Raw genomic sequence first — 21,497 nt, forward strand, 5'->3', positions numbered from 1 at the left:
GTAGTCTGAGAGTCGGATACCAAGAGTCAGTCAGTCATTGACGAAGAATGAGAGTCGAAATGCCCTCCACGCAGGAAAAGGTTGACGTTGTCTTGATCGGCGGCGGGATCATGAGTGCCACTCTGGGCGCCATGCTGACCGAGCTTCAGCCGGAGTGGGACATCCGGGTCTACGAGAAGCTCGACTATGTCGCCGAGGAGAGCTCCGACCCATGGAACAACGCCGGCACCGGTCATGCCGCCCTGTGCGAACTCAACTACACTCCCGAAGACGAGAACGGTCACATCGATCTCGCCAAGGCCTCGCAGATCAATGAGCAGTTCCATCATTCGCGTCAGTACTGGTCGCACCTCGTCGACAACGGCGTCCTGCCGGACCCGAAGTCCTTCATCAGCCAGGTCCCCCACATCAGCTACGGCCGAGGTGAGAAGGGCCGAGACTACATCAAGAACCGTTACGAGCAGATGGTGCGAAACCCGCTGTTCTCCGAGATGGAGTACACCGACGATCCCGATACCCAGGCCGAGTGGCTGCCGCTGATGTTCGAGGGCCGCGGACCCGGCCAGGTCAACGGCATCTCGCGGACGGAGATCGGCACCGACGTCAACTTCGGATCGCTGTCTCGACAGCTGCTCAGCTACGTCGGCGACAAGGGCGCCACGATCCGCACCAGTCACGAGGTGACCGACCTCGAACGCTCCTCCGACGGCTGGGTCGTCACCGTCAAGGACCTGCTCTCCCACGAAACCCACAAGGTCAACGCGAAGTTCGTCTTCGTCGGGGCCGGCGGCGGAGCACTGCCGCTGCTGCAGAAGTCGGGCATCCCCGAGGGCCGCGGCTACGGCGGGTTCCCCGTTTCGGGCATCTTCCTGCGTACCTCGAACTCCGATCTCGTCGACCGTCACCAGGCCAAGGTCTACGGCCAGGCATCCTTCGGTGCCCCGGCGATGTCCGTGCCGCACCTCGACACCCGTGTCGTCGACGGCAAGGACCACCTGCTGTTCGGCCCCTACGCGGGCTTCTCGCCGAAGTTCCTCAAGGGCGGCAGCTTCACCGACCTGCCGTTCTCGGTGCGCGGGAACAACCTGGCCACGATGCTCAATGTGGCCAGGGACAACACCGATCTCGTCACCTACCTCGTCTCCGAGCTGGCCGCGTCGAAGAAGGCCCGCTTCGAGTCGATGCACGAGTTCATCCCGAACATCGACCCCGCCGACTGGGAGTTCGTCCAGGCCGGACAGCGCGTTCAGGTGATGAAGAAGGACCCGAAGAAGGGCGGAGTCCTCAGCTTCGGCACCGAGCTCATCTCCTCTGCCGACGGTTCGATCGCGGCGCTGCTCGGCGCTTCCCCCGGCGCTTCGACGACTGTGGCGATCATGCTCAACCTGCTCAAGACCTGCTTCCCCCGCCAGTACAGCACTTGGGAGCCTGCGATCAAGGACATGGTCCCCTCAGTTGGCCACAGCCTCGCCGAAGACGAGACCCTGCTCAAGGAGCTCTCCGAGTACACCGCTCGCACCCTGCAGCTCATCTGAGCAGGGGAATTCACTAACCGCTTGTTGGAAGTGTCAGTGCGCATCACTTGTGCGCCACCTACGCCCTTCCAGCAAGCGGTGACTGCATTCACGCCAACGCGCCGCCAGTTGGCAGCGCCGGTGCGGCAGCAGCGCCAGTGCGGGTCGGGGGCTGTTAGAGCTCGACCTGGCGATTGACGTCCTTGTAGAGCAGGTAGCGGAAGCGGCCCGGCCCGCCGGCGTAGCAGGCCTGGGGGCAGAAGGCGCGCATCGAGATGAAGTCGCCTTCCTGCACCTCGACCCAATCGCCGTTGAGGCGGTAGACGGCCTTGCCCTCGAGGACGTAGAGGCCGTGCTCCATCTCGTGGGTCTCGGCGAAGGGAATCACGGCACCGGGTTCGAAGGTCACGATGTTGACATGCATGTCGTAGGCCAGGTCGCCGGGATCGAGCGGGCGGGTCGTCCGCCACCGGTTGTCGGTGCCCGGCATCGCCGCCGGCTCGACGTCGGACTCGTTGCCGAACACGGCTTCGGCGGTCAGTCCGGTCACCGGCTGGTAACGCTTGCGCACCCAATGGAAACGGCCCGCCTCGGCGCCGGTCGACTTCACGCTCCAGGTCGAACCGGCTGGCAGGAAACCGTAGCCGCCCGGGGCCAGGGTGTGTGCCCGACCCTCGTGGGTGATCTCGAGCTCACCGGCCATGACGAAGATGAACCCTTCGACCTCGGCCTGCGGTTCGGGCTCGTCCGAGCCGCCGCCCGGGACGACTTCGAGGATGGTCTGAGAGAAGGTCACCGCTCCCCCGGCCACCGGTTTGCTCAGCACCCAGGATCGGGTCCCCGTCCATTCGGGCAGGTTCGAGGTCACGATGTCGCGCATGACCCCGCGCGGGATCACAGTGTAGGCCTCGGTGACGATCGCACGGTCGGTGAGCAGGTCCGACTGGGGCGGGTGCCCGCCGGTCGGCGCCCAATAGGTATAGGGGTCGGTCGTCGTCATGGGTGCAGAGTCTCCTTCGATTCGGTGCTGGTCAGCACAAGTCGCTGTTCAGTACAAGCCGGTGCTCAACCGCCGGTGATCAGCCGCCCGCGGTCAGCACAAGCCGGTGATCAGGCCGCGCCGGTGCGGGCGATGTGGTTGAGGGTCTCGATCGACATCTTCGTCCGGTCGGTCACGAACTCCTCGGTGTGTGCCCCGCAGGACAGCCCGCGCGACAGGTAGCGAGCCAGCGCCCGGGCGGTCGCCGGCTCATCGAGGACGGCGGAGTCCTCGTGGAACACATAGTTGCGCAGCCTGGTCGCCGCCCTCTCCGCGCCTTCGCGGTAGAAGCGGAAGGTGGCTAGGAAACGGGTGGGCAGCTGATGCGGATGCATGTCCCAGCCCTGGTAGATGCCGCGCTTGAGGTGTCTGCGGACCAGCCCGGCGTGCAGGCCCCACGCCCTGTGGATCTCCTCGGGCTCGCCGACCGGCAGAATGTTCGTCGAGCCGTCGGAGAGATGGACTCCTGTGCCGGCGACCGCGAGCATCATCTGGTTCTTCGCGAAGTCGGCCACGGGGTGGTCCATCGCCTGATAGGCGGCAGCGACACCCATCGAAGCCGAGTAGTCGTAGGTGCCGTAGTGCAGGGAGGTGATGCGTCCGGCACCCGCATCGAGGACGGGGGCCAGCGGCACCCTGCCGTCGGCGCCGAGGATGAGCTGCGGGGTCTCGACCTGTACCTCGAAGGTGATCGCACCCTCGGCCAGGTCATGCTGGGCCTCGAGCGATCGGCAGGCGATGACCATGGCACGGACCTGGTCGACCGTGCTGACCTTCGGGAGCGTGAGGACCAGCTGCTTCGGAAGCCTTCCGTGGGAGGCGATCACCTCGGCGAGGAATATGTCCAGGGTCCGGAGACCACGTGCCCGGGTATCGGCCTCCATGCACTTGAACCGGATGCCGAAGAACGCCGGTGCGCCCGTTTCGTCGAGTCCGGCGATCGCGTTGCGCGCAGCCTGGCGTGCGCAGGCGTCCTCGGTCTCGTCGTCGGCGTCGCCGTACCCGTCCTCGAAGTCGAGACGCAGGTCCTCGATCGGTTCGGTCGACAGTTTCCGGGTGACCGCCTCGGCGAGCATTTCGGCTTCCCGAGCGACCTGGTGCAGGTTCGGAATCGACTGGCTGTCGGGAGGGACGGTCTCCTTGCGGGACGCGACGATGACGCGTTCGGCCAGCTGGACCATGCCGCCGTTGGCATCGACGCATTCGAGGGCCTGCTCACCCCACTCGCGGGGCAGGGTCGGCGTGGAGTGGTGTCCGGGGACGTAGACGGTGTGCACGGGCTGGCGGACATCGCGCTCGCCGGGGTAACGCGTGCTCAGCAGCTCGTCCGTATCCGACAGGAGCGCATCGATGTCGGCCAACGTTGATTGATCCACTTTCACATTCTCTTTCGTCGCACGGGCGGGGTGGTCTTCGACCATTGTCTCTCATAAGGCAGCGACCGATCCCTGCTCCTGGAGACCGGTCGGCGGTCACGATGAGACTGCCGCGACCGCCTCGGCGACCTTCTTCGCCACTTCGGGGTCGAAGACCGATGGCACCACGTAGCCCGGGTGGAGCTCCTCGGCCGGAATGCACGAGGCGATCGCATCGGCGGCGGCGACCATGATGTTCTCATCGATGTCGGTCGCCTCGGCGTCGAGGAGGCCGCGGAAGATGCCGGGGAAGGCCAGCACGTTGTTGATCTGATTCGGGTAGTCGCTGCGTCCGGTGGCGACGACGGCCGCGTGCTTGAGCGCTTCGGCGGGATCCACCTCGGGATCCGGGTTGGCCATCGCGAAGACGAGTGCATCCTCGTTCATGGCCTGGATGTCGCTGCCGTCGAGCACGTTCGGGGCGGAGACTCCGATGAATACGTCCGAGCCGACCACGGCCTCCTTCAGTGTGCCGTCGAAGCCTTCGGGGTTCGTGTTGCGCTGCAGCCACACCTTGTGTTCGGTGTCGACTGTCGAGTTCGGTCCGATCGCGCCGTCCCGGCCGCAGGCGATGATGTTCTTCGCCCCCGCTACCTGGAGCAGCCGGATGATCGCATTGCCCGCCGCCCCCACGCCGGAGACGACGATGCGCAGATCCTCGAGGTTCTTGCCCACGACCTTGAGCGCGTTCTTCAGCGCGGCCAGCGTCACGATGCCCGTGCCGTGCTGGTCGTCGTGGAAGACCGGGATGTCGAGTTCCTCGCGGAGCTTGGCCTCGATCTCGAAGCAGCGCGGCGCGGAGATGTCCTCGAGGTTGATGCCCCCATAGGCCGGGGCCAGAGCCCTGCAGATCGAGATGATCTCCTCGGTGTCCTTCGTGTCGAGGGCGACTGGCCAGGCGTCGACACCGGCGAACTGCTTGAACAGGACGGCTTTGCCCTCCATCACGGGCATCGCGGCTTCGGGGCCGATGTCGCCGAGGCCGAGCACCGCGGTGCCGTCGGTGACGACCGCGACGGTGTTGCGTTTGATCGTCAGCCGCCTCGCATCGTCCTTGTTCCCTGCGATGGCTTTGCACACTCGGGCCACGCCCGGGGTGTAGGCGCGGGAGAGGTCGTCCCGGTTGCGCAGCGGTACCTTGGGTGCGGATTCGAGTTTGCCGCCGAGGTGGAGGAGGAACGTCCGGTCCGAGACCTTGTGGACTTCGACGCCGGGGAGCTCGCCGAGTGCGGCCGCGACCTCATCGGCGTGGTCGAGGTCGCGCGTATCGGCGCTGACGTCGATGATGACGCTGTGCGGGGTGGATTCGACGACGTCGAGGGCCGTGATCGCGGCACCGGTCGCCGCGGCAGCGGCCACAAGATCGGAGGTCGAGGTCCGACCGACTTCGGTGGCCGCGCGAAGCGTGATTGAGTATCCGGGGCTTGGAGACGCCATGTGAGATATCCTCTCTGATATGTCTTTTCCGTAGTATGGATACTATCTTCTGTATAGTGGAAAATCTAGCCCGGATCTTCATGAACGGAAACTTACTTCCATTTTGAGACTAGACTGAGTGGCAGTTTCGCTGAGCGATCCTGGTTGTCATGACGGCAGCACTCAGCGTCGAGCCTGCCACAGATGCCAGCGAACACGAATCTCATTGGACGAGGAAGAGGAACTCGGATGACCAGCAACGACACGAATGCCCCCGCGATCCGTCAGACGAAGGGCGGTGTCCAGTCCGTCGAACGCGCCTTCGGGCTCCTCGAATGCATCGCGAATTCCTCGGGCTCGGCGACGCTGAGCCACATCGCCGCCGAAGTGAGCCTCCCGCTCCCGACGATCCACCGGCTGCTCAACACCCTGGTCAACCTCGGCGTGGTGCGCCAGCTGCCCAATCGCGGCTACGCGCTGGGTCCGGGGCTGATTCGCCTCGGCAACCTCGCCGGTTCCCAGCTGGGTGCGATCGCCCGCCCCTACCTGCGGACGATCGTCGAGGAGTTGGGCGAATCCGCGAACGTCGCCACCATCGACGGCGACATGGTCGTCTATGTCGATCAGGTCGCCTCACAGCGGCAGATGCGGATGTTCACCGAGGTGGGGCGGCGGACCCATATGCACGACACCGGGGTGGGCAAGGCCATTCTCGCCGGCCTCGACTCCGAGCAGGTGCGCCACATCGTGTCGACCGCCGGGATGCCGACGCCGACCGAATACAGCATCGGCACGGTCGAGGCCCTCGAAACCGAGCTGGAGCGCATTCGCGAGCGTGGCTACTCCATCGACGAGCAGGAACAGGAGCTGGGAGTGCGCTGCTTCGCGATGTCGATCCCCGAGGCGCCTGCTCCCCTGGCGATCTCCGTGTCGGGACCCATCAGTCGAGTCGACCAGGCGTTCTCGGATCGCGCGATTCCGCTGCTGCGCTCGGCCGCCGAGGCGATCTCGGAAGACATGCGCGGCGGCGCCTGAGCGTCTGCAGCCAGCCGCCCTCGAGACGACGCCCTCGAGACGACGCCCTCGAGACGACGACGGAGCGCCGAGACTACAGTGCATGCACAATGGTCTCGGCGCTCCGTCGTCGTCTCGGCAGTGAGTGCTTCAGGAATCGCCTCCGGCGGTGCCCGAGGTCCCTGCGTTGACCTCGCCCAGGCGGTACTTCTTCGCCGCTTCGACCGGCACGGAACGCTCGATCTCGCCGCGGTCGGCCAGTAGCTGCAGCGCGCGGACGACCATCGAGTGCGCATCGATCTTGAAGTGGCGCCTGGCAGCGGCCCGCGTATCCGAGAAGCCGAACCCGTCTGCCCCCAGGGTCGCGAAGTCCTGGCTGAGGAAGGCCCTGATGAGGTCCGGCTGAGTGGAGTCGAAGTCGCTCGTGGCCACGATCGGCCCCGCTTGCGAGCCCAGACGCTGACGCACATACGGCACCCGCGGCTCGGCCTCGAAGTTCTCGAGCTTCTCGGCCTCGCACTTCAGGGCGTCGCGGCGCAGCTCGGCCCATGAGGTCACCGACCACACGGCGGCATCCACGCCCCAGTCCTGAGCCAACAGCCCACGGGCCTCGAGCGCCCACGGGACTGCGACTCCGGATGCGAGCAGCTGCGCCTGCGGACGATCGCCCGCACCCACCTCGGCGCCGGATCCTGCATCCGCACCCGCCTCGGCACCAGCACCCGCTTCCGCGACCCGATGGATCCCACGCAGAATCCCATCGACATCGACATCCTCGGGTTCGGCCGGCTGGAGCATCGGCTCGTTGTACACGGTCAGGTAGTACATGACGTTGCGGGCGTCATCGCCGAGGTCGTGCTCGCCGTACATGCGATGCAGGCCGTCACGCATGATGTGGCCGATCTCGTAGCCGTAGGCCGGGTCGTAGATCCGCACCGCCGGGTTGGTCGCCGCCAGCACAGGAGAGTGTCCGTCGGCGTGCTGCAGGCCCTCACCGGTCAGCGTCGTGCGTCCGGCCGTGGCGCCGATGATGAACCCGCGGGTCATCTGGTCACCGGCGGCCCAGAAGGCGTCTCCGGTGCGCTGGAAGCCGAACATCGAGTAGAAGACGTAGATCGGGATCATCGGTTCGCCGTGGGTCGAGTACGACGTTCCGGCGGCGGTGAATCCCGCTGCCGCACCGGCCTCGTTGATGCCGACGTGGAGCAGCTGGCCGCTGGTCGCCTCCTTGTAGGACAGGAACAGCTCACGGTCGACCGCCAGGTAGTTCTGCCCGTTCGGGTTGTAGATCTTCGCGGTCGGAAAGAACGCGTCGATGCCGAATGTGCGGGCCTCATCGGGGATGATGGGCACGATCCGGTTGCCGATGCCCTTCTCACGCATAAGGTCCTTGAGCAGGCGGACGAAGGCCATCGTGGTCGCGGCCTGCTGATGGCCCGAACCCTTCTTCGTCTGCGCGAGGGCCTTGTCGGATACTGCTGGCAGGGTCTTCGTGCTGTTCTCGGGCTTGCGGTTGGGCAGGAACCCGCCGAGCTCCTTCCGCTTCTGAAGCATGTACTGAATTTCTTCGGCGTCGTTGCCCGGGTGGTAGTAGGGCACGGCGTAGGGGTCGTCGTCGATGACCTTGTCGGTGATCGGGATGTCCATCCGGTCGCGGAAGGCCTTGACGTCGGCGGCCGTGAACTTCTTCATCTGATGCGTGGCGTTGCGCGATTCGAAGGTCGTGCCCAGGCCATAGCCCTTGACCGTCTGGACGAGGATAACGGTCGGCTTGCCTGTGGTGTTCACGGCCTGCTGGTAGGCGGCGAAGACCTTGTGGTAGTCGTGGCCGCCGCGCTTGAGGTTCCAGATGTCGTCATCGGACAGGTGCTCGACGAGCCCCTTGGTCACCGGCGAGCGGCCGAAGAAGTTGTCACGGATGAACCCGCCGGACTCGGCCTTGAAGGTCTGGTAGTCGCCGTCGAGGGTCTCGTTCATGATCCGGACCAGCTCGCCGCTGTGGTCGGCGTCGAGCAGGGAGTCCCATTCGCGGCCCCAGAGGACCTTGATGACGTTCCATCCGGCTCCGGTGAAGACGGCTTCGAGCTCCTGGACGATCTTGCCGTTGCCGCGCACGGGCCCGTCGAGGCGCTGCAGGTTGCAGTTGATGACATAGGTGAGATTGTCCAGGCCCTCGTTCGCGGCCAGTTGGAGGGCGCCGCGTGATTCGGGCTCGTCCATCTCACCGTCGCCGAGGAAGGCCCAGACCCGCTGGTCGGAGGTGTCCTTGATGCCGCGATTGAGCAGATAGCGGTTCATCTGCGCCTGGTAGATCGAGTTGATCGGGCCCAGCCCCATCGACACGGTCGGGAACTGCCAGAACTCGGGCATGAGGCGAGGATGCGGATAGGAGCTCAGCCCGTTCGGAGCCTTCGAGGCCTCCTGGCGGAAGCCGTCGAGCTGGGCCTCGTTCAACCGGTTCTCGAGGAAGGCCCTGGCATACATCCCCGGTGAGGCGTGGCCCTGGAAGAACACCTGGTCGCCGCCGCCGGGATGGTCCTGGCCGCGGAAGAAGTTGTTGAACCCGATCTCGTACAGGGTCGCAGCCCCCGCGTATGTCGAGATGTGCCCGCCGACCGAGGTTTCGGGACGCTGAGCACGGTGGACGAGCATCGCGGCGTTCCAGCGCAGCCACTTGCGGTATTTGCGCTCGAGGCGCTCGTCGCCGGGGTAGGCGGGTTCCTGATCGGCCGGGATGGTGTTGACGTAGTCCGTGGTCGTGACCTTGGGCTGTGCGACCGAGTTCGTTGCGGCCCGCTGACGCAGCGCCTCCATGATCTCGGCCGCGCGCAGGGTGCCACGCTGGCTGACGAGCCCTTCCCAGGACTCGAGCCACTCGTCGACTTCTTCGTCACCTGATCCCCTCGGGATCGCCGAGGTTGTGGTCTGGGTCATAGTTCTCCCTCTCAAACACGTCGGGTCCACGGGAAGGTGTTCCCCGTGGACCCGACTGCGGTGTGTATCAGCAGAAGCCGGCGATCTGCGCCCAGGCCTCCTTGGATTCCTCCACGCCGTCGCGGGTGAAGGTGGCTTCGATCAGACCGTAGGGTCGATCGGCGACGATGAGCACTTCATTCGGGTTCTCCAGGCCGAAGCGTTCGATGTCGTAGAGGAAATGGTGCTTGTTCGGGCAGGAGAAGCGGATCTCGTCGATCTCCGGCACGGCGTCGATCACCTTCTCACCCATCTGGTACAGGGTGTGCTGCAGGGCATGCGAATAGTGGTCGGTGAATGCGTCGAGGATGATCTTCTTGACCTTTCCATACACGCTCTCGAAGTCGAGATCCGTGGTGTTGTAGATCCAGCGGGTCGCAATATCGGTGGCCAGTATCCGATCGTCGGTCTCCGGCAGTGTGGTGTACTCGTCCTTCGGGTAGCCGACGAAGCCCGATTCGGTGGTCTTGAGCACGGTGAGTCCGTAGAAGCCGGAGATCAGCGTGTCCTTGTCACCGTCGCGGGTCAGGACCGCGGTGCGGGTCTCGGGCGCGGACTTGAAGAAGGAATGGTCGTGGTCGTTGATGCGCGACCAACCGTACTCTTCGGCCGCCCAGCGTCCGCCCGTGACCCAGTCGAAGCTCGAGGTGAAGTGGTCGGCCAGGCCGAGGATGAACTGCTCGGGCGAGCTCACGCCGAGTTCCTTGGCCTTGGCGAAGACCGTGTTCTTCTGGGTGTCGGTGGCGACGATGTGTTCGTTATCGCCTTCGGTGTGGGCGGTCTCGAAGTCACCCCACAGCTGCGAGGTCACATTGAGGTCGCGGATCTCGTGACGGTCGGAGTCGCGATAGACCCGCATCAACCGGTTCTCCGCCTTGCCGTACTGATTCGTTGTCAGTCTCACCTTGCTCATCTTCTTGCTCCTGTTGCCTAAGCCAGCGTCCGCGCAGCACTCGTCACCGAGGGCCGTTCGGTCGCTGTGACCAATTGATTTGCGAGGTTGCCGGACGCGGAGCCTGGCGAACTTCGGCGGTTTGTTGAGGATCTTCATCCTGTAAGGGGGCCTGCTTCCCCTGATGTCTGTGGGTGGTGCCGCCCGCTCAGCTTCTCAACTTCCCCGGTATGTGCTGTACGCGAACGGGCTCAGCAGCAATGGTATGTGATAGTGGGCCTCTCCCGCCTTGACCGTGAAGTCGATCGTCACCTGGGGGTGGAAGTGATCCCATCCCCGCGCTTCGAAGTAAGCACCGGTGGCAAAGACGATCCGATAGTCACCGGCGCCGAGGTGGTCCGGCCCGAATTCCGAGACACGACCGTTGTCGTCCGTGCGGGCGTTGGCGATAGCCTCGGCGCCGGAGTACAGCGTGACCTCGAGGTCGGCGGCGGGGGTGCCGACGGTGGAGTCGAGTGCGTGGGCGGAGATGAAGCTCATGCAAGTATTCCTTCGAGTCTCAGTGTTGCGATCTGGATCAGCTGCTCGCCGACCTCGGCGAGTTCCTGTCTCTCGGTGTTGGCCATGCGGCGCTCGAGCTCGCCGAGGATCTCCTCGGGGTCACGCCCGGCGGCGCGGATGAGGAAGACGCGGTCGAAGCGCTCCTCGTAGGCGGCGTTGCCGGCGGCGAGACGATCCTGGACATTTCCTTCGAGGACACCCAGGCCCGCCTGCTCGCGGGAGGAATGGGCCGCCTCGGCGGAGGAGCCCTTCGCCTTCTCACCGATCCTGGGATGGTGGGACATCGCGGTCGAGATCTCTTCGTCGGTCAGGGGATTCGCGCTGCTGTGACCGGACGTCAGGGCCGAGTCCACGGTGGAGAACGGACGTGCCGCGACGACTCCGTCGATCCAACGGTCGACGTCCAGGCACGGGCGCAGGAGCTCGCGGGCCTCGTCGGTCGACAGCGAATTGAACTCGTTCAGGTCCACACTGACCTCCTTGAGAATCGAGATCTGGAGTCGCGCAGCACTGCCACTGCGGACGTTTCGCATCTCGGAATATTACTTCCATTCAATTGACTCGAGTCTGTCGTGAGCGGCTGTCGATGTCAAATTTGGAAAAACTATTCCACAGAGTGGATAATGGGCGCAGTATTCGTCGCTTCGTCCGCGTACTGAGCACCCGGCCATCGATTTCACGACAATGAGGTTGAATGACGTCATGAGCAAGGAAGCCCCCACGATCGTCTGTGCGCCCGACTCCTTCAAAGGATCGGCCGGTGCCCCCGAAGCCGCCGCCGCCTTGGCCCGCGGCGCACGCCAGGTGTTCCCGGATTCTCGGATCACCGACCTGCCCTTCGCCGACGGCGGCGAAGGCACGCTCGACGCCCTCCTGGCGGTGTGGGGCACCCCCGCCCGCTCGGTCGACGTCGTCGACGCCTTGGGTCGGCTGACGAGCGCACAGTTCGGCATCTCCGCCGACGGAAGGACCGCGGTCATCGAGGCGGCCCAGGCCAACGGCCTCCCCCAGGTCTCCGACGTCGCGCTTGCGCCGGAGCGCGCCGACACGTACGGCGTCGGCCTCATCGCCGGCCACGTCCTCGACCAGGGCGTCGAGGAGATCCTGCTGTGCATCGGCGGGTCCGCGAGCACCGATGGTGGAGCCGGCATCGCCTCCGCCCTGGGCGCGGCCTTCACGGACTCGTCGGGCTCACCGATCTCCCCCGGCGGCGGTGGGCTGGCGGCCCTGGCCTCGGTCGACGTCTCGGGACTCGATCCACGCGCCCTCGCTGTCCGCTGGCGCATCGCCGTCGACGTCGACAACCCGCTCACCGGCCCCGACGGTGCCGCCGCCGTCTTCGGCCCGCAGAAGGGCGCCGACTCCGCATCCGTGTCCGTCCTCGACTCCGGACTGGCCCACCTCGCCGAGGTGCTCGCCGGGTCGCCGGCGGACGCGTCGACCCTGGCCGCAACGCCGGGATTCGGTGCCGCCGGCGGGATCCCCCTGGCCCTGACGACGCTGCTCGACGCCGAGGTGGTGCCCGGCTCGACGATGGTCGCCGAGGCCGTGGGTCTGTCCGAGGCACTGGCCGGGGCCGATATCGTCCTCACAGGCGAGGGCTCTTTCGATTCGCAGTCGCTGGGCGGCAAAGTCGTCGCGGCAGTACGGGATTGCGCCCCCGCCTCGGCGAGGGTCATCGTCGTCGCGGGACACGTCGCTCTCACTCCCGCCGAATGCCGCGAGGCAGGAATCACGGCGGCCCTGTCGATCGCGCCGGGCCCGGCCGGCCTCGATGAGCTCTCCGAGCGAGCCGAAGAGCTCATCGAGGCGACCGCCGCCCACGCGTGCGCGCTCATGGTGGCCGGCGAGGACCTCGCGGGCTTCGGCGCGAGACCGGACGCACGCGCTGCGGACCTCGCGGACGCACGCGCTGCGGAATTCGCGGGCGCACGCGCTGCGGACGCGGAAGGGAACTGAGCTCATCACCAACACACACGCTCATCTACGAAAGGAACAATCATGGGCATACAGCTCGAAGTCGGACAGAACGCACCGGATTTCTCACTGAGCGACGCAAACGGGAAGACCTATTCGAAGGCGGACTTCGCCGGGCAGAAGGTCATCCTCTACTTCTACCCCAAGGCCGCGACGCCCGGCTGCACGACCGAGGCCTGCGACTTCCGGGACAGCCTCTCCGCATTGGCCGGCGCCGGCTTCCAGGTGCTCGGGGTCTCCCCCGATGACGCCGAGGCGCTGCAGTCGTTCGCGGAGGACCAGCATCTGACCTTCCCGCTGCTCTCGGACCCGGGGGCAGAACTCGCGAAGGCCTACGGGTCATACGGAGAGAAGACGGTGGGCGGCAACACCTTCGAAGGCACCCTGCGCTCGACCTTCGTCATCGACGAGGACGGCACCTTGTCCAGCGTCGAATACAACGTCGACGCCGAGGGCCACGTCGCCCGCCTCCGCGCGAGGCTCGGCGCCTGAACCCCAGCTTCCACCTCCACTTCTCAGCAACCCTCCGGGCGCTGCGCAACCCTCAGACGGGTTGCTCAGCATCCGGAGGGTTGCTCAGATCGACGCAAGCCTCTCTGCGGTCACGCTGCGAATGCGTGCGAACGGTTCAGACCTGAACAGCTGCCTCCACGTCAGGCGCACAACCCGGTACCCCGCAGCAGTGATCGCCGACTCGCGAAGCTTCTCCTTCTCAAGCTCTCGACCGGGATCACCCGAGCCGAGGCTGTACTTGCCCATCCCATCGACTTCGACGACGACCTTCGCCTCCTCACAGCAGAAGTCGACCCTGCCCAACCAGTGTTCGGCGTCGAAGATGTTCACCTGGGGAACGAAGCCGACCACCCCGTGCTCGAAGAATCTCACCGCACAGATCGATTCGGCCACGGATTCTCGGCGCTCGTCTGCGAGCTCGAGGGCCGTCTCCACCATTCGTGTGCCGACGACTTCGGCGCACCGCTCAACAGCAGATCCGAGCGCGGGCAAGGTCGTCGATTGGCCGCGCAGTGCGTGATCGAGCATCGGCACAGCCAATTCGAGAGGGCAGTCTCGAGCGACGTCGACGAGTGTCCTCTCCAGCGACGTGACAGGATAGATGCCGATCCGGACCAACTGATCCTTGGGGACCACCCGACGTCGGACTCGCAGGTGGGCGTAGGTGCGACTGACTCCCGGCCGAACGACCTCGACTCGGTTTGCGTTGAACCCGCTCACCGGCAGCTCGTGGATAAGTGCAGCGGACAGATGGCTGAACGCCTCTCCTCCGCGAGGTGTTGACTGCTTGAGTTGAGCGTCCTGAAGATGCTCTGCTCGCGCTCGGATGAGCACCTTGAGCCGCTCAACACGGTCCCTGATATCACCGAACTGAGCGAATTTGCCTCTCGAGCCGGTCTTGATCGACTCCCATAGCCGACTATGCCCCGGATCGGTGCACACGAATTCGGTGACATACCTCCCTCGAGCCACGCGTTGCAGACAACAGCTCTGCGCACGTCTCACCTCGGCGCGAGAGAATCCAAGACGCATCAGACGGGCAGCGGTGAAATGTGCATACATAGCTATTAAACTGCACCATTGCGCAACAAACTGCAACAGCCAACGAACATCTGTGGATAAACCTGTGTACAGAGACATTCTCGCCAGCAACCATTCGGCCATCGAGCAACCTGAAAGGTGAGATCGAAAACGGCCAGCAACCTCAAGGGTGTCGAGCAACCCGAGTACAGGTTGCTCGACGCCCTTGAGGTTGCTGAGAAGGTAGGACGCTGGAGTGCGGAGGCGAGGTAGGTCAGCGGGCTCGCAGCAGGCGGCCCTGGGGCGTGTCGAAGTCCACGGGAGCGCCGCGGAGGATCGTCTTCTTGACGGCACCGCGGACGGCACGCGCGTCGTATGCGCTGATCTGATTGCGGTGATACAGCTCGGCCGCGGCGACCGTCCACTCCTCGTCGGGAGCGAAGACGGCGAAGTCCGCGTCATTGGCGAGTGCGATCGCGCCCTTGCCCGCCACTCCGGCGACCGCCGCCGGCGCCGAGGACATCCAGGAGACCACCTCGGCTAGGTCGATTCCGCGCGTAGCGGCCTCGGTCCACATGAGAGACAGACCCAACTGCAGGGACGAGATTCCGCCCCACGCAGCGCCGAAGTCACCGGTGTCGATGAGCTTGAGCTCGGCGGTCGACGGCGAGTGGTCGGAGACGACACAGTCGATCGTGCCGTCGATGAGCCCCTGCCACAGGGCTTCGCGGTTGGACTCCTCGCGGATCGGCGGGCAGCACTTGTGCGTCGTCGCTCCATCGGGAATCTCTTCGGCGGAGAAGACGAGGTAGTGGGGGCAGGTCTCGACGGTCAGCTTGACCCCTTCGGCCTTGGCCTGCGCGATCTGGGGCAGCGCATCGGCCGACGACAGGTGCAGGATGTGAGCGCGAGATCCGGTCTCCCGGGCGGTCTCGATGACGCGGGCGATCGCAACGTTCTCGGCCTCACGTGGGCGCGAGGCGAGGAAGTCGGAGAATCTGCGGCCCGTGAATCCCGGCACATCGGCGAGGATCGAATGATCCTCGGCGTGGACGATGAGCAGCCCGTCGTACTTCGCGAGTTCGACCATATCGGTACGCAGCTCCTCGGGCTCGAGCGGAGGGAACTCCTCGACGCCCGAGTCCTCGAGGAAGCACTTGAAGCCATAGACACCGGCGTCGAAGAGCGGTTTGAGCTCCTCCGTGTTGCCGGGGATCGCACCGCCCCAGAAGCCGACGTCGACGAAGGCCTTGGTCGCCGCGACCTCACGTTTGATGTCGAGGGATCCGATGTCGACCGTCGGCGGCAGAGAGTTGAGCGGCATGTCGACGATCGTCGTCACCCCGCCGGCGGCCGCGGCGCGTGTGGCGCTGGCGAAACCCTCCCACTCGCTGCGGCCGGGGTCGTTGACGTGGACGTGCGAATCGACGAGACCGGGCAACAGCACCTGGGTCTCGTCGACGTCGACGGTCTCCGTATTCGCCGAGGCGGCACCGGCCAGCACCGCTCCCCCGGTGGCGATCTCGACGATCTTGCCCTCGCGCACACCAACCTCGGCGGCGTTCACACCCTCGGGCAGAACCACTCGCTGTGCCCGGATGACCAGATCGAAGTCCTGTGTTTCAGCGTTCATGCATCCTCCTCATTCGCTCAGCCCTCGGGCCGAACTCTTCACTCAGCCCTCCGGCCGAGCTCTTCGCCCGGGCCTCGCGCCGGCAATTCAGCTCGGCTTCGATGCCGAGGGCCCTGCTCCGGCGGTCGGCACCGGGCATATCAGACCAGTCCCCGGGAGCGTCGGATTCGTGCAGCCGACTCCCCCGGGGCCATGGTATACCAATTGTGACTCAGCCGACATCGGGGCTGCCGCCGTCGAGCCTGCCGGGGCAGAGTCTACTTCGCCGCAGCCAGTTCGCTCATCGGAGTCAGCGCGGTGGGCGCATCGGCCGGGGTCTGCGCGAGAACGTCGAACTCGTTGATCGCATCCAGCGCGGTGCCCATCGAGATGTTCGTGATGCGCTCGAGGATGACCTCGACGACGACAGGTACCTGGTGCTCGTCCATGAGCTCCTTGGCCACGCGCAGTCCCTCGCCGATGAGCTCGGGGTCCTCGACGCGCAGCGCCTTGCAGCCGAGCCCCTGAGCGACACTCACATGATCGACGCCGTAGCCCGCCGCACCGCCGGAGGAGTTGATGTTGTCGAAGGCCAGGGACACCTCGAAGTCCATGTCGAAGCCGCGCTGCGACTGCCGGATCAGACCGAGGTAGGAGTTGTTGACCACGATGTGCAGGTACGGAATCCTGTGCTGCGCACCGACGGCCAGCTCCTCGAGCATGAACTGGAAATCGTAGTCGCCGGAGAGCGCGACCACGGTCTCGTCCGGCTTGGCCTTCGCCACGCCCAGCGCGGCCGGTCCGGTCCAGCCCAGGGGGCCCGCCTGGCCCGCGTTGATCCAGTGCCGAGGCCTGTAGACGTGCAGCATCTGGGCGCCGGCGATCTGACTCAGGCCGATGGTCGACACATAGGTCACGTCCTCAGCGAAGGCCGCGTTCATCTCCTGGTAGACGCGCTGCGGCTTGATCGGCATGTCCGTGTAGTTGGTCTTGCGGTGTTCGGTGGACTTCCGGTCGGTGCACTCGCCTGCCCAGCCGGTGAAGTCGGGCAGCGCCGAACCGCCGGACCGACCTCGGGCGGCACCGATCAGTGCCTGAAGTGCGGCGCCGGCGTCGGAGGTGACCCCGTAGTCGGGTGAGAACACTCGCCCGATCTGCGTGGGCTCGATGTCGATGTGGACGAACGTGCGCCCCCGGCGATAGACCTCCAGGTCGCCGGTGTGGCGATTGGCCCAGCGGTTGCCGATGCCGATGACCAGGTCGGATTCGAGGAACGAGGCGTTGCCGTAGCGCACGTGGGTCTGGATGCCCACCATGCCCGCCTGCAGCGGGTGATCGTCGGGAATCGTGCCCCACCCCATCAGGGTCGGTGAGACCGGGATCGACGTGAGTTCTGCGAATTCGACGAGCCGGTCTGCAGCATCCGCATTGAGGATTCCGCCGCCTGCGATGATGAGCGGGCGCTTCGCCGCTGCGATGAGATCGAGGATCTTATCCGCCTGCGCCGAGGTGGCCGCCGGCTTCGACGGCACCAACGGCTCGTAGGTGTCGATGTCGAAGTCGATCTCCGTCTGCTGGACGTCGAGCGGCAGGTCGATGAGCACCGGACCCGGCCTGGCCGAGCGCATGAGCTGGAAGGCCGACTGGAAGACTCCGGGGACCTGCCCGGCCTCGAGCACCGTCTTGGCCATCTTGGTCACCGACTTCGCGATCGAGGCGATGTCCACGGCCTGGAAGTCCTCCTTGTCGAGAACCGCCACGGGAGCCTGACCTGTGACGCACAGGATCGGCTGCGAGTCCGCGGCCGCGGCGTAGAGTCCGGTGATCATATCGGTGCCGGCGGGCCCGGAGGTGCCGAGGCAGACGCCGATGTTCCCGGCCGCCGCCCGTGTGTAGCCGTCGGCCATGTGGGAGGCCCCTTCGACGTGGCGGGCCAGGGTGTGGTTGATTCCGCCGTGTGCCTTCATCGCCGAATACAGCGGGTTGATGGCCGCGCCCGGCAGGCCGAATGTCTCGGTGGCACCTTCCTTCTCGAGGATGAGCACCACCGCGTCGACTGCGCGCATACGTGTCATTGTTCTTCCTTCGTGTCTGTGGCCCGCGAACGGACCGAGTTCAGTGAGCCGGCGACGACGCTGTCGCCGACCCGGTTCGTGGTGGGGCGGAGCCTCGCCGAGGCGGTGGCTCAGTCCCGGTTCTTGCCGGAGAGAGCCTCGACGACGGTGAAGAGCCCCGAGTGGTCGAGCCCTCCGTTGCCCTGCTGGACGGTCGAGGCGACGAGCTGCGCGACGGCCGATCCGAGTGGGATCGTCACACCGGCCTCGCGGGCGGCGGCGGTGACGATGCCCATGTCCTTGTGGTGCAGTTCGAGTCGGAAGCCGGGGTCGAAGGAGCGATCGAGCATCTTCTGGCCCTTCTGATCGAGGACCTTCGATCCGGCCAGCCCCCCGCCGAGGACCTGCAGCGCCGAGTCGGTCTCGACTCCGTAGGCTTCGAGGAAGACGACGGCCTCGGCGAGGAGTTCGATGTTGCCGGCGACGATGAGCTGGTTCGCGGCCTTCACCGTCTGCCCCGAACCCGAGGGACCGACGAGGACGATCGTCTTCCCGACGGCATCGAATACATCGGACACGGCCTCGAAATCAGCCTGTTCGCCGCCGACCATGATCGACAGCGCACCGTTGATCGCGCCGGCCTCGCCGCCGGAGACAGGCGCGTCGAGGGGCTTGAGTCCCTTCTCTGCGGCCTGGGCGGACAGGTTCTTCGCGACATCGGGGCGGATCGTCGAATTGTCGATCCAGTAGGCACCGGACTTGGCGTTCGCGAGGATGCCGGTCTCTCCGGTCAGCACCTCTTCGACATCGGGCGAGTCCGGGACCATGGTGATGATGACATCGGCACCGTCGACCGCCTCGGCGATGGAACCGGCGGCCTGCCCTCCCGATTTCGCCAATTCCGCGGCCTTCTCGGGTGAGCGGTTGTAGCCGCGGACGGTGAAGCCGGCGGTGACGAGATTCTTGGCCATCGGCAGCCCCATGATTCCGAGTCCGATGAATGCGATTGTCCTGCTCATTTTCGTATCCTTACTGCTGTGTCGGTGAAGTGCTGTGCCTGTGACGTTGTGTTTCGGTGCTGTCGGTTCAGTTCGTCAGCCACTCGAATGCTGTCTCGCGGTCCTGCTTGTACTCGAGGGCGATGGACCCGGTGTAGCCGAGTTCGTAGGAGCGGTTGATCCAGTCCTGCAGCGGCAGCGAGCCCGTTCCGGGTGCTCCACGGCCGGCGGCGTCGGCGATCTGGATGTGACCGAACTTCGCGGCGTCGGCCTCGATGACCGCGGCCACGTCGTCGCCGTTGATCGACATGTGGAAGAAGTCGGCGAGGACTGCGATGTTGACCACGCCCTGCGCGCGGACCCGCTGGACGACCTCGGCGGCGTCGGACGCCCGCTTGAGCGGGTAGTCCTCGGCACCGGAGACGGGTTCGACGAGCACGGTGCCGTCGATGGAGGCGACGGCGTCGGCGGCGAGCTTGAGGTTTTCGAGTGCGACCTCGTCCTGTTCCTCGGGGCTCTGACCCTCGGTGCGCAGTCCGTAGAGGGCGTTGAAGGCACGGCAGCCGGTGCGGCGACCGATCTCGACGACGACGTCGACGTTCGCGGCGAAGTCGGCTTCGGCTCCCTTGATCGAAACCATGCCGCGGTCGCCGCCGGCCATGTTGCCCGCCCAGAAATTCAGGCCCTTGAGCTCGACGCCGGCATTGTCGAGTGAGGCGACGAATTCATCGACCTCCGCCGAGGTGGGCCTCGGGTTCCCGTCGAAGGGCCACCAGAACTCGACCTGGCTGAAGCCGGCGTCCTTGGCGGCCTGGGCGCGCTCCATGACGGGCAGCTCGGTGAGCAGGGTGGAGCAGTTGAGGATGTAGCTGTCGGCATTGGTGAAATCGAATGTCGCCATGGGATTCTCCTTCGCGTCGCTGCGAGTACGGCTTCTCGTTTTTTCCGTATCCTGGAAGTTTATTTCCGATTGACGAAATCAAGCATAGGCAGGCTCATGAGAGGGAGTCAACCCCGACCACGAAATTCCCCACGACGCGCATCGGCCCACCGCACAACGACGAAAGCAACCCTCCCGTCGCTGAGCAACCCGTAGCGAGGTTGCTCAGCGACCGAAGGGTTGCTGAAACTTAAAAGGGCGGCGGAAGTCGACGCGGGAGTGCTCAGCGCGGCAGGCCGCCTGGGGGCACAGTGCTCCTAGCCCTTGACGAGGTCCCCGTCCACCCACACCTGGGAGATGTCGGCCGGTGTGCCCATGGCGAAGATCTTGGCCAGGGCGTCCTCGTCGCTGCTCGCGTTCCTGATGCCCACGTCGAGCGGTTCGCCCGCGGTGGGTGAGATATAAGCGGCGTCGAAGCGCTTGCCCTCGGACAGATCCCCGACCTGATCGCTGAGGTCCAATGCCTCGGCGCCGGCCGTGGTGCCCAGATGCAGCAGGTGCGCCGAGCTCAGGGGCAGGCCTCCCGAGGGATCGAGCTGCTGCATGAAGTAGGCCTGGACGCCCTCCTTGAGCAGGGAGAACCCTGTCCCCGCACCCACGTCGGAGCCGAGCGCGACGCGGACCCCGGCCTCGATGTGTCGGCGCAGCGGGAAGAAGCCGCTGGCCAGGTTCGAGTTCGAGGTCGGACAATGCGCCGAGGCGGCCCCGACCTCGGCCATCCGCGCCAGTTCGCGTTCACTCGGGTGGACATTGTGGGCCAGGATCGTGCGTCGGCCCAACAGTCCGGCGCGGTCGTAGGTGTCGAGGTAGTCGAGGGCTTCGGGGAACATCTCGGCCACCCCGGCGACCTCGTCGCGGTTCTCGTTGAGGTGGGAGGTGACCCAGACACCCGGGTTGTCCGCCGCCAGCCGCCCGCCTGCGGCGAGCAGCTCCTGCCCGGCGGAGAAGGAGAAGCGCGGGGTGATCGCGTATCTCAGGTGCCCGGTGCCGTGCCACCGGTCGATGAGGTCCTGGCTCTCGGCCACGGACCTCTCCACACTCGTCAGCAGCTCCTCGGGAAGGATCCTGTCACTGGTGACCAGGCCCGATGTGATCCGCAGACCCACCTCGGCGGCCTGGGAGAACAGGGTGTCGACGGCAGAGGCGAAGTGCGAACCGAAGACCATCGCCGAGGTGGTCCCCGCCGAGGTCAGCCCGGTCAGGAACTCCCCGGCCACCGCCGAGGCATAGGCATCGTCCCCGAGTTCGGCCTCCTCCGGCAGGGCACAGTGGTCGAGCCAGTCGAGCAGGGGCATGCCGAGGTACCCGATGGCGCGGACCTGCGGGTAGTGGACGTGGGTGTCGATGAGTCCTGGGATGAGGACGCCGGCGCGGAGGTCGAGCACCTCGGCGTCGGGGTGCGCGGCGACGGCGCTCGCATAGTCCGTGCGGGCGATGATCAGCCCCTCGTCGACGACGAGCGCGATATCCGAATCGGAGCGCAGGGTGCCCCCGGCGAAGGGGTCACTCGGTGTGTCGAAGACACGGGCGCGGCAGATGAACATGGTGGTGCTCCTTGA

17 protein-coding genes are annotated in these 21,497 nt (G+C 65.7%); 4 read left to right on the plus strand and 13 right to left on the minus strand.

Translation table 11 applies throughout. The features are described from left to right. Window positions 1–59: 59 nt before the first annotated feature. A complete protein-coding gene (locus BKA07_RS17660; RefSeq protein WP_167952309.1) occupies window positions 60–1,535 on the plus strand; it encodes a malate:quinone oxidoreductase in 1,476 nt (491 codons plus the stop codon). A gap of 154 nt (window positions 1,536–1,689) precedes the next feature. On the opposite strand, the gene BKA07_RS17665 is transcribed toward BKA07_RS17660, so the two are convergent. From BKA07_RS17665 to BKA07_RS17675, 3 genes are all read right to left on the minus strand, one after another. Continuing rightward, window positions 1,690–2,514 carry a bifunctional allantoicase/(S)-ureidoglycine aminohydrolase gene (locus tag BKA07_RS17665; protein ID WP_167952311.1) on the minus strand — a complete coding sequence of 275 codons (825 nt, stop codon included), beginning with the start codon at window positions 2,512–2,514 and terminating at the stop codon, window positions 1,690–1,692. Between the two features lie 110 nt (window positions 2,515–2,624). Next, on the minus strand, window positions 2,625–3,929 hold the full coding sequence (locus BKA07_RS17670) for a DUF6986 family protein (protein ID WP_342449117.1): 1,305 nt from the start codon (window positions 3,927–3,929) through the stop codon (window positions 2,625–2,627). Between the two features lie 96 nt (window positions 3,930–4,025). Beyond that, window positions 4,026–5,405 carry an NAD-dependent malic enzyme gene (locus tag BKA07_RS17675; protein ID WP_167952315.1) on the minus strand — a complete coding sequence of 460 codons (1,380 nt, stop codon included), beginning with the start codon at window positions 5,403–5,405 and terminating at the stop codon, window positions 4,026–4,028. A 228-nt stretch (window positions 5,406–5,633) separates the two neighbouring features. On the opposite strand from BKA07_RS17675, the gene BKA07_RS17680 reads away from it, so the two are divergent. Further along, window positions 5,634–6,419, plus strand: coding sequence for an IclR family transcriptional regulator (locus BKA07_RS17680; RefSeq protein WP_167952317.1), 786 nt, complete (start codon window positions 5,634–5,636; stop codon window positions 6,417–6,419). 129 nt (window positions 6,420–6,548) lie between these two features. Here BKA07_RS17680 and aceE read toward each other — a convergent pair whose 3' ends face one another. The 4 genes from aceE to uraD form a co-directional block, all read right to left on the minus strand. Continuing rightward, window positions 6,549–9,332 carry a pyruvate dehydrogenase (acetyl-transferring), homodimeric type gene (gene aceE / locus BKA07_RS17685; RefSeq protein ID WP_167952319.1) on the minus strand — a complete coding sequence of 928 codons (2,784 nt, stop codon included), beginning with the start codon at window positions 9,330–9,332 and terminating at the stop codon, window positions 6,549–6,551. Window positions 9,333–9,399: 67 nt separating this feature from the next. Beyond that, window positions 9,400–10,284 carry a factor-independent urate hydroxylase gene (gene pucL, locus BKA07_RS17690; protein WP_167952321.1) on the minus strand — a complete coding sequence of 295 codons (885 nt, stop codon included), beginning with the start codon at window positions 10,282–10,284 and terminating at the stop codon, window positions 9,400–9,402. 195 nt (window positions 10,285–10,479) lie between these two features. Next, window positions 10,480–10,803: a hydroxyisourate hydrolase gene (uraH, locus tag BKA07_RS17695; protein ID WP_167952323.1), complete on the minus strand. Its 324-nt coding sequence runs from the start codon at window positions 10,801–10,803 to the stop codon at window positions 10,480–10,482. After that, window positions 10,800–11,294, minus strand: coding sequence for a 2-oxo-4-hydroxy-4-carboxy-5-ureidoimidazoline decarboxylase (uraD, locus tag BKA07_RS17700; RefSeq protein ID WP_167952325.1), 495 nt, complete (start codon window positions 11,292–11,294; stop codon window positions 10,800–10,802). Before uraD ends, uraH begins: the two co-directional genes overlap by 4 nt. A 232-nt stretch (window positions 11,295–11,526) precedes the next feature. On the opposite strand from uraD, the gene BKA07_RS17705 reads away from it, so the two are divergent. Both BKA07_RS17705 and bcp read left to right on the plus strand, forming a co-directional pair. Then, window positions 11,527–12,783, plus strand: coding sequence for a glycerate kinase (locus BKA07_RS17705; protein WP_245162004.1), 1,257 nt, complete (start codon window positions 11,527–11,529; stop codon window positions 12,781–12,783). Between the two features lie 42 nt (window positions 12,784–12,825). Then, on the plus strand, window positions 12,826–13,293 hold the full coding sequence (gene bcp / locus BKA07_RS17710) for a thioredoxin-dependent thiol peroxidase (RefSeq protein WP_167952328.1): 468 nt from the start codon (window positions 12,826–12,828) through the stop codon (window positions 13,291–13,293). An 84-nt stretch (window positions 13,294–13,377) separates the two neighbouring features. Here the strand turns inward: bcp and BKA07_RS19850 are convergent, their stop codons facing one another. From BKA07_RS19850 to guaD, 6 genes are all read right to left on the minus strand, one after another. Further along, window positions 13,378–14,034, minus strand: coding sequence for a DUF559 domain-containing protein (locus BKA07_RS19850; RefSeq protein ID WP_167952330.1), 657 nt, complete (start codon window positions 14,032–14,034; stop codon window positions 13,378–13,380). Between the two features lie 574 nt (window positions 14,035–14,608). Beyond that, window positions 14,609–15,967 carry an allantoinase AllB gene (allB, locus tag BKA07_RS17720; RefSeq protein WP_167952332.1) on the minus strand — a complete coding sequence of 453 codons (1,359 nt, stop codon included), beginning with the start codon at window positions 15,965–15,967 and terminating at the stop codon, window positions 14,609–14,611. A gap of 257 nt (window positions 15,968–16,224) precedes the next feature. After that, entirely contained in the window at window positions 16,225–18,021 is a 1,797-nt protein-coding gene (gene gcl / locus BKA07_RS17725; RefSeq protein WP_167952334.1) for a glyoxylate carboligase, read from the minus strand. A 110-nt stretch (window positions 18,022–18,131) separates the two neighbouring features. Further along, entirely contained in the window at window positions 18,132–19,019 is an 888-nt protein-coding gene (locus tag BKA07_RS17730) for a 2-hydroxy-3-oxopropionate reductase (protein ID WP_167952336.1), read from the minus strand. A 67-nt stretch (window positions 19,020–19,086) separates the two neighbouring features. Then, window positions 19,087–19,899 (minus strand): hydroxypyruvate isomerase family protein, encoded by an 813-nt coding sequence (locus BKA07_RS17735; RefSeq protein WP_167952338.1) that lies wholly within the window; start codon window positions 19,897–19,899, stop codon window positions 19,087–19,089. A gap of 296 nt (window positions 19,900–20,195) precedes the next feature. Continuing rightward, window positions 20,196–21,482 carry a guanine deaminase gene (gene guaD / locus BKA07_RS17740; RefSeq protein WP_167952340.1) on the minus strand — a complete coding sequence of 429 codons (1,287 nt, stop codon included), beginning with the start codon at window positions 21,480–21,482 and terminating at the stop codon, window positions 20,196–20,198. Window positions 21,483–21,497: the final 15 nt, after the last annotated feature.

The sequence above is a fragment of the Brevibacterium marinum genome, from assembly GCF_011927955.1.
Taxonomy (GTDB): Bacteria; Actinomycetota; Actinomycetes; order Actinomycetales; family Brevibacteriaceae; genus Brevibacterium; species Brevibacterium marinum.

What these genes read in the sequence shown, in the direction of transcription:
- BKA07_RS17660 (WP_167952309.1), top strand. Translation starts at nt 60, where the DNA reads ATGCCCTCCACGCAGGAAAAGGTTGACGTTGTCTTGATCGGCGGCGGG.
- BKA07_RS17665 (WP_167952311.1), bottom strand. Translation starts at nt 2,514, where the DNA reads ATGACGACGACCGACCCCTATACCTATTGGGCGCCGACCGGCGGGCAC.
- BKA07_RS17675 (WP_167952315.1), bottom strand. Translation starts at nt 5,405, where the DNA reads ATGGCGTCTCCAAGCCCCGGATACTCAATCACGCTTCGCGCGGCCACC.
- BKA07_RS17680 (WP_167952317.1), top strand. Translation starts at nt 5,634, where the DNA reads ATGACCAGCAACGACACGAATGCCCCCGCGATCCGTCAGACGAAGGGC.
- aceE (WP_167952319.1), bottom strand. Translation starts at nt 9,332, where the DNA reads ATGACCCAGACCACAACCTCGGCGATCCCGAGGGGATCAGGTGACGAA.
- pucL (WP_167952321.1), bottom strand. Translation starts at nt 10,284, where the DNA reads ATGAGCAAGGTGAGACTGACAACGAATCAGTACGGCAAGGCGGAGAAC.
- uraH (WP_167952323.1), bottom strand. Translation starts at nt 10,803, where the DNA reads ATGAGCTTCATCTCCGCCCACGCACTCGACTCCACCGTCGGCACCCCC.
- BKA07_RS17705 (WP_245162004.1), top strand. Translation starts at nt 11,527, where the DNA reads ATGAGCAAGGAAGCCCCCACGATCGTCTGTGCGCCCGACTCCTTCAAA.
- bcp (WP_167952328.1), top strand. Translation starts at nt 12,826, where the DNA reads ATGGGCATACAGCTCGAAGTCGGACAGAACGCACCGGATTTCTCACTG.
- allB (WP_167952332.1), bottom strand. Translation starts at nt 15,967, where the DNA reads ATGAACGCTGAAACACAGGACTTCGATCTGGTCATCCGGGCACAGCGA.
- gcl (WP_167952334.1), bottom strand. Translation starts at nt 18,021, where the DNA reads ATGACACGTATGCGCGCAGTCGACGCGGTGGTGCTCATCCTCGAGAAG.
- BKA07_RS17730 (WP_167952336.1), bottom strand. Translation starts at nt 19,019, where the DNA reads ATGAGCAGGACAATCGCATTCATCGGACTCGGAATCATGGGGCTGCCG.
- BKA07_RS17735 (WP_167952338.1), bottom strand. Translation starts at nt 19,899, where the DNA reads ATGGCGACATTCGATTTCACCAATGCCGACAGCTACATCCTCAACTGC.
- guaD (WP_167952340.1), bottom strand. Translation starts at nt 21,482, where the DNA reads ATGTTCATCTGCCGCGCCCGTGTCTTCGACACACCGAGTGACCCCTTC.